Annotated in this window: 7 protein-coding genes; 2 read left to right on the top strand and 5 right to left on the bottom strand. The window is 59.6% G+C overall.

Features of this window, described 5'->3' with window-relative positions; translation table 11 throughout:
• A partial coding sequence (locus tag QRN33_RS16340; protein ID WP_285409369.1) for an Ig-like domain-containing protein occupies positions 1-1,340 on the top strand: 1,340 nt, incomplete at its 5' end.
• 687 nt (positions 1,341-2,027) lie between these two features.
• Positions 2,028-2,387 (top strand): DUF6124 family protein, encoded by a 360-nt coding sequence (locus tag QRN33_RS16335; RefSeq protein ID WP_217863473.1) that lies wholly within the window; start codon positions 2,028-2,030, stop codon positions 2,385-2,387.
• Positions 2,388-2,707: 320 nt separating this feature from the next.
• Here QRN33_RS16335 and QRN33_RS16330 read toward each other — a convergent pair whose 3' ends face one another.
• The 5 genes from QRN33_RS16330 to QRN33_RS16310 form a co-directional block, all read right to left on the bottom strand.
• Positions 2,708-3,688, bottom strand: a complete 981-nt coding sequence (locus QRN33_RS16330) for a LysR family transcriptional regulator (RefSeq protein WP_285409368.1) — start codon at positions 3,686-3,688, stop codon at positions 2,708-2,710.
• Positions 3,689-3,826: 138 nt separating this feature from the next.
• Positions 3,827-4,774, bottom strand: coding sequence for a peptidylprolyl isomerase (locus tag QRN33_RS16325; protein ID WP_285409367.1), 948 nt, complete (start codon positions 4,772-4,774; stop codon positions 3,827-3,829).
• Positions 4,771-5,241, bottom strand: a complete 471-nt coding sequence (locus tag QRN33_RS16320) for a YbjN domain-containing protein (RefSeq protein WP_285409366.1) — start codon at positions 5,239-5,241, stop codon at positions 4,771-4,773. Before QRN33_RS16320 ends, QRN33_RS16325 begins: the two co-directional genes overlap by 4 nt.
• Before the next feature lie 30 nt (positions 5,242-5,271).
• On the bottom strand, positions 5,272-5,901 hold the full coding sequence (locus QRN33_RS16315; protein ID WP_285409365.1) for a DNA repair protein: 630 nt from the start codon (positions 5,899-5,901) through the stop codon (positions 5,272-5,274).
• A 17-nt stretch (positions 5,902-5,918) separates the two neighbouring features.
• Positions 5,919-7,616 carry a putative porin gene (locus QRN33_RS16310; RefSeq protein WP_285409364.1) on the bottom strand — a complete coding sequence of 566 codons (1,698 nt, stop codon included), beginning with the start codon at positions 7,614-7,616 and terminating at the stop codon, positions 5,919-5,921.
• Positions 7,617-7,618: the final 2 nt, after the last annotated feature.

Genomic DNA, 7,618 nt, shown 5'->3' with positions numbered 1-7,618 from the left:
ACCTCGCCAAGTCCATCACGCTGGATTACACGGTAACGCGCGGCACCCAGGATCCAAAAGAGTCGCGGATTCGTGCACTGGCGGTGTCGCCCATTGCGCAAAGCGATTTGCCCGGGCCGCTGATCGTGCAGGCCTCCGAACAAGGCGAAGGGCCGGAGTTGGACGTCAGTCAATTGACCACCCATGGCACCCTGCGCGCGAACAGTTATCCGCACATTGCGCTGAAACAATATGTCTGGCTGAAAGCGAAAGGGACATTAAAAGGCGGGGGCGACTACTCGAAAACCTTCTGGCAACCGCCGGGTTCGCAAACCAATGCGACGTGGATCGACCAGGGTTTTTACACCCACACATTTCCGCTGCCGGACTTGCAAAGCCTGGAAGATGGCAGTGACCTGGAACTGGAGTTCAAGGCAGGCTTTGGCGGCAGTCAAGTCGAGACAGAGGCCGTGACGTTTGCCCTACGGACTTACAGGATCAAGGCCTACGAAAACGTTGCGCCGACCTTGGATTCGGTAAAAGGCTCACCCAGCGGGGATGAAATCCCTCACGGCGGCCTTACGGTGGAAACTGCCGTGACCCTGAGCGGCGTCGCGGCCAAAGGACAGAAAGTCGATGTGCTGGACGGCACTACCTCCAAAGGCCAGCCCGATGCCGACGTTACAACCGGGAATTGGACACTTAGAATTTCCGAGTTAAGCGTCAAGACCTACAGCTTTAATGCCAAGCCGTTATACGGTGCTGGTCTACCTTCGTCACCCGAAAGAACCATGCAGGTGGTGGCAAAGTTGACTATTAATTCAAGGCAAATGGATCTAAACGGGTTCTCAGTAAAAATTCCCGAATGGCCAAAAACAGGTAGAGATTCTGTTGGCAACACTGGCTCTCGTCAGCCTCAGGGCGGTGTTTCACCTTATAACTATAGATCCAGTAACAGTGATATTGCTTCAGTAAATCAGCAAGGGAAAGTTACCGGCAACAGGATCGGCGAGGCAACGATTTTCGTCACAGACCAAATGCAGAATGAAGTTTCATACCCAGTTAGCGTGACCAATGTGTGGAGCCTAGTGGTAAATGAGGTAAAAATGGGCCCATTAGAATCAATAGACTGGATGAACTCGATTGGCGGCACTTCGTCAATGAAATTTAAGTTCAATGAGGATATAAGCCTTGTTTACACTGTACCTTTACCAAGGGTTGAACCTATTTGGCTTTGCGCAGAAACGTCTCAAGCCCCTGGAAAGTTTTGGTATTTAGTACGGGAGCGCAATGATAACGGCTACATTGCTGCCGGTCCGTTGTTTAAGTGGGGCGCTTGGTGCCTCAAACCATTACATTGATTAATATTGAAAACAAAACATAGGATCTCTCACATTAAGCAAGACGGTGCCCAATAAATTTTTGGCCGCGCTTTCATTAGCCGCGCGTTATCCGGGACAGACCATGTTTTACCCCTGATCTTCGCCCGACTTTTAGTAAAGGGGGCTAGAAAAGGACTAGAAAGTGGACAGATTCATTTAACCACTGGTTTAAACAGCGAGGCTTGCTCGAGATTTTTCTGCTGGCCGGGATGGCCTTTTCGCGAGCAAGCTCGCTCCCACAGTTTGACCGCATTCCAACTGTCGGAGCGAGCTTGCTCGCGAAGGGGCCATCGGGTTCGGCGCAGCTCTTCGATTTAAACGAAGGCGTTTAAAAGACACCTTCAGACACGTCTTCCAGGCTACAAATCCTTGCGCCATTGCCTACAGCTACGCCAGAATCCGCCGGCTTGTGCGCCTTGGGGTCGGGTTCTATTGTGGTGCGGTCGCTGCCGATCAGCGATCGGGTTTAGCGACCCGGATCTTAATTAGGTGCATCAGCGGTCCATGCTTCGTCGCAGGTTCAATTCTGCGACTGCGCTATGGTGGCTGTATGCGGGAGACCTTCGGGTCTGCCGGGTGCCTATAACCGGTTCGCTAACCTGCGTACAGCCGCCACCTACTGTTTAGCGACAGTGCCTGACGGCTCCACTTAATAGGAGCTTTACCATGATCAAACCAACACCCAACCCACCCGAAACCGACCCCACCTCCCCCTACGAATCCCTCGATTCAAAAAAACTCCACGAAGCCGCCGACCGCGCCCTCGATCACTACCTCTGCCCACCCGGCTCCACGCCACCGCCCTTCAGCCCCCGCGCCATGTACGCCGTCACCGCCGACACCAAAAACGAAGACCTGCTGGCCAACGCCTGCGAAACCCTCGCCTCCGCCAAAACCATCGCCCAGGAATTCGCCGGGCTGGTCAAACCATCGCAGCGGCGGACGCTGATGGGCATCGCGCAGTTGATCATGCTCGGAGAACTGGCGGTGAATCGGGTGCTGGATAATCTTGAGTTGCCGCAGTAGCGCTGCGTCACGATGATCGTTCCCACGCTCTGCGTGGGAATGCCTCAAGGGACGCTCCGCGTTCCAGCTCTGGAGGGGGACGCAGAGCGTCCCGGGCGGCATTCCTTTGCTGCGCGTGGGAGCGATCAATGACGCGCTGTCGCCGCCGACGCCTTCGCGGGCAGGCCCGCTCCCACAGGGGATTCGTGTCGCTCCCACGGCTGCGGTTACAGCGCCGAATTTGTGGGAGCGAGCCTGCTCGCGAAGGCGGTTTGTCAGTCACTGAAGTTTCGACTGGCAGATTGCATTCGCGAGCAGGCTCACTCCTACAGGGGATCGGGTCAAGGCTGGAACCATTCGTGGCGTTCGTTGAAGGTTTGCTGGATGAGGTCGGTGAGGACTTTGGTTTCAGGCACGTTTTGCGAGTCGGCGTTGACCGCGAGCCATGCGTGGAGCTGCATGGTCTCGGCGAATAATCCGGGCAGTGCGGTAAGGCCCCGGTCAAAGCGGCTCATATATGCCGGAAGCAAACCGATGCAGGCGCTGCAGCGGATCATCTCCAGCATCAACTCATAGGACTGCATCTGCACGACTCCGGCCAATCTCTGCTCCACCAGCTCGTTCCAGGGTCTGAAACTCTCCACCTGTCGATCATGCTGCCACTGCACCAGCATGAAATCCGCCAGATCTTCCGGCGTTTCGGGGCGCGCCGTCACCCGTGAATAGCGCTTGGCAATGTGCGGCAGATACTCGATCCGCGCCAGGTGTTGCGGTTCGCTGGTGGTGAACGTCGGGCCGGGTGTTGGGCTTTCCCCGCGCGCGAGCCAGAGGACAATGTCGGCGCTGACGGCACGTAACGCCAGCTCACTGTCGAGGGCGATGATTTCCAGGCGCAGGCTGGCGTTGCGCCGCAGCAGTGCGATGAGATCGCGGCCGAGGATGTCGTGGAGGATGGATTCGGCGATGGCGAGGCGGATCAGCGGTTGCTCGATGACCGGAAGTTTGCGTTCGTGGGCCAGGGTGATGAGTCGGGCCTGCAGTTGCTGGCCTTCGCGGGTGAGGCTGAGGTTGCTGCCCTGAAAACTGAACAGGCTGTGTTGCAGTTGCTGTTCGAGTTGGGCGAGTTGTTTGCGCAGCAGGGTCGAGCGCACGTTGAGGCTGCGCGCGGCCTGCATGAAGCAGCCGCAGCGGGCGCTGACCAGGAAGTATCGGGCGACTTCGCTGTCGATGGTGGCGGCCTGGTCGAGCCAGGATTCGGGTCTGGAGTGAGGCGAGTGGTAATCAGCGGCGCCCGGGCGTCCTGCGGGTTCGGTGAATGACATTGATGACTCCCTGTCGATCTTTGTAGTTGCCTTTACGCAACCCCTGTAGGAGTGAGCCTGCTCGCGATAGCGGTATGTCAGGTTAAGAAATGTCGGCTGACACACCGCTATCGCGAGCAGGCTCACTCCTACAGGGGGCTAGCGGTGGTCCTGCAGGATTTTGTTCAGTTCAGCGCCGTCGATGCTCAGGGTGGCGGTGTTGAGCATGCCGTCCAGGTAGGCTTGGGCGATCTGTTCCTGGCGTTGCGCACGCAGGGCCTGGGTCAGTTGATCGCGCAGTTCATCGAGGGTGGCGGTGCGGGCCGGTTGTTGTTCTGTAAGCTTGATCACGTGGAATCCGGCGGCGCTCTGCACGGGATCGGACACCGCGCCAACCTTGAGCCGCGCCACGGCGCCACGCACCTCAGGCACCAGTTGCTGCAACGGTTGCAGCCCGGTATCACCGCCCCGCTCGGCCGTGACGCGATCCTGCGAATATTGCGTGGCCAGCGCGGCAAAATCGCCCGGTGCAGACTGGGCTTTTTTGCTCAACTCGGCGGCTTGTTTGCGCACCGTTTCGACATTCGCCGCATCGCCGACACCCAGGAAAATCTGGCTGACCCGATACAGCGCCGGCGTCTGCCAATTGGCCTTGCCGGCGTCGTACGCCTGCTGCAACTCACCCGCACTTGGGTACTCCGCCGGCACTTGACTGACAGAGCGCAAATAATCACGAAAGACGATCTGTTCCGTCGCCGCCCGGGTCTGCCGCGCTACGTCGGGACGCTGTGCCCAACCCTGCGCATCGGCCTGCTCCAGCACGGCTTTCTCCGCCAGTCGCGAACGGATCCAGCGCTCCAGTGCCTCACGGTTGCCGCGCAGTTGTTCACGGGTTTGCGCCGGGACAGTCTCGAGCAGCGCCTGCAATTCCTCTGGCGAAACCTGTTGATTGCCCAATCGCGCCACGGCTGGCCCGGCTGCAACCGTCATTACCGGCGACGGCTGCTGAGCGGCAACCGGATCACTCCCCGGTCGCAGCACTAGCGCCACGGCCACCACCAACAACGCGACCGCACCGGCGCCGATCACCACGGCTGGCTTTTTCACAGCGCGACGTCCTCTGCTTCGTCGACGGCGACTTTGGCGGTTTGCGCACCCGCGCTCTGGCTGAAATCGCGCAGGTAAACGATGAACTCCTGCAACAGGCGATCCCACAATTCCAGGTTGCCACGCAGGTGCTCATTGCTCACGCCTGCGGCCACGACCACGTCCATTTCCATGACTAGAAACTCGCCCTGCAACGACAACCGCGCAAACCGCCGTGTCGCGTTCCACTGCTCCGCTACGCCCTGGGGCAAGTCACCCTGCACGCGCAGGGCGCAGCTGAAAGTGAAATCGACAAAGCTGCCCTGCTCCAGCGCCGGGTTGCCAAAACGCACGGCGTAGCCGATGCCCTGGCTGGCGCTGAGCAACTGGACGATGCCGTTCTGTTCGCTCGGGTTGACGCGATAACCGGCGGCTTGCAATACCTCGGTCAGCGATTGCGGGGAAACGTGGGTGATCAATTGAGTCATGACTTCTTCCTTGCTCGTAAGTCTTATAAATCAGTGCGCGATCGCGGCTTGCGGCGCGTCGAATTGGGTTTTGTAGAGCTCGTCGCCAAAGCCCTGGGCCAGTTCATCGAACTTGACCCGGGCACTGCCGGCGAAGGGCTGGCGGATCTTCATTACTTCGGCGACGTCGATGTTTTCGTAGGCCGTCAGGATCTGTTTGGCGACGCCGTACATTTGCTGATTCTTGACTGAACATTGCTGCACTTGTGTGTCACGTTCCGCCAGTTGCGCTTGCAGCTTCGACCGTTCGGCTTCTTTGCCGCGGGCAAGAACCAGCAATTCGTCATAGGCCTTCTTGAACTTACCGGTCTGCTCAGCGCTGGCCGCCACTTGCGCCTGGGCCTGGCTGTGCAGGCTTTGTTGCTGCCCGGCCAATTGCTCGGCGAGGCCTTTGGCCTTGGCCAGTTCGGCAGTCAATTGCTTGATCTGTGCCTGCGCAGCCTTGGCCTCATTCTGCGCCGCCAGTTGCGCGGCGCTGGCCTGGGCCTGCTGACTTTGCAGGGCCTGCAATTGCTGGGTGGTGCTGCGCAATTGCGTGCGCAAGCGTTCCTCCATGCCTTCGGCGCTCGCCCCGCTGGCAATCAACAAACCCAGGCCCAACGCCAGAAAACGCGTGTTCATAAAGCTCTCCCGGCGCCCTAGAAGCGCGTGTTGATCTCAAGCTGCAAGACGTCGATGTCGAACGGCGCGCCGTACACCGCTTCGGTGCTCATCCAGCGGCCCGTTGCGGAAACGTTCTTCGCCAAGCCGTAGTTGCCGCCCATGAAATAGCCCTTGGCGTTGGTGCCGCCGAGGTGGAACGACGAGTCGTTGAAGCCGTCCGGCAAAGCGTCAGGCTGGATGTACTTGTAGCCGGCGAACAGGTTCCAGTCGCCCTTGCGCTTGAGGTCCAGCGCGTTGCCGAGGGTGAACTGCACCATCCATGCGTTGGCGCCGCTTTCGAACTCTCCGTTGCTGTCGAGGTTGTTGACGATCTGCCCGGCGGAACGCTTGCGCATGTCGCCTTCGTCGTAGCTGAGGTTGTGGATGTAGTTTCCCTGGCTGCGCAGTTTGAAATCCTGCGGCAGGTCGGCGTCCCACACGACGTTGAGATCGAGCAGGTTGAACTCGGACGCGAGGCCGACGAATTGCGGCTGCGGCGTAGTGCTTGGGTTGAGTGGGTTTGGCGTGATGTCACGCAGCAGGAACACGCTGTTGCCCTTCTGCATGAACGCTGCGCGAGTGCCGTCGCTGTCGCAGCCCGGCGCGCCGGCCCACGGTTCGCAAGGGCTGGAGCGCTGACCCTGAATGTCGTCGAAACGGTAGTAGGCCAGCGCACCCTTCAGGCGGTTGTTGCTGTTGATCGCCCACTTCGCCCCGAGTTGCGCGCCGTACAGCCACTTGTTGTCGCTCTCTTCCTTGTCGAAACCGTTGCTGCTGGAGGTGTCGTTGGTGTAGTCCACCGGGAACGCGCCGACGGTGCCGAACACGCCCCAATCGCGGTTGAGCTTGTGGTCGAAGATCGCTGCCACACCGTCGAAATTCAGGTCGTTGGAATAGAGCATGTCGGTGGACATGAACGGGTTGGCGAAGCGCCCGCCGGTCAGGGTCAGTTCGTCCATTGGCTTCCAGCTCAGGTAACCCTGATCAAGCCAGATGTCCTTTTTGGCGAAGCCGCCGCCGAGGTTCTGCGTAGTCGAAACCGGGTTGTTGTCCGAACCGGTGCCGATGCGAATGCCGGCGGTCCATTCCTCCGAGATCACCGCTTTCATGCCCAGCCGTGCGCGCAGGCGAAAAAGGTTTTCGCGGTCCTCGCGGGTGTTGAGCAACGGCGGCAGGCTGGTGCTGCTGTTGGGGTTCACGTCGTACGGGCCGTTGTTGTTGAGCTTGGCGAAGTCGACGATTTCGTTGCTGTTGTTGCCCGAGTAGTAACGCGATTCGTCACGCAGGCGAATGTCGCCATCGAAACTGATGCGCGAGGCCCAGTCCGGGAAGGTGTTCGGTGCTGCCCAGTTTTCCTGTTTGGCGGTGGCCATCACCTCGGCTTTGACCTGATCGCGGATCTGGTCGCGCACCGCTGCCGGCACGTATTGCACGCGCACATCACCCGGCGCGGCGACCGGCCCGGCCACCACTGCCGTTGAAGCGGCGGCTTGTTTGGCCTGCGCGGCTTCGTTCTGCGCCTGGGCGATCAGCGCGTCGGCCTTGTCCTGTTTCAGAATGCCCTGCTCGACCAGCAAGCGGATCAGATTGATCGTGGCGTTCTCCGACGGCGCGGGCGCTGCCACGGCCTGACCGACCAGGGTCGCAATGACCATGCCGACCGCCAGGGACAATCGATTCACGTTGGAAATCATCT

The organism is Pseudomonas sp. FR229a (assembly GCF_030209115.1).
GTDB classification, from domain to species: domain Bacteria; phylum Pseudomonadota; class Gammaproteobacteria; order Pseudomonadales; family Pseudomonadaceae; genus Aquipseudomonas; species Aquipseudomonas moraviensis_A.
The sequence above is the reverse complement of the archived record's forward strand: the minus strand, read 5'-3'. Positions and strand labels throughout refer to the sequence as shown.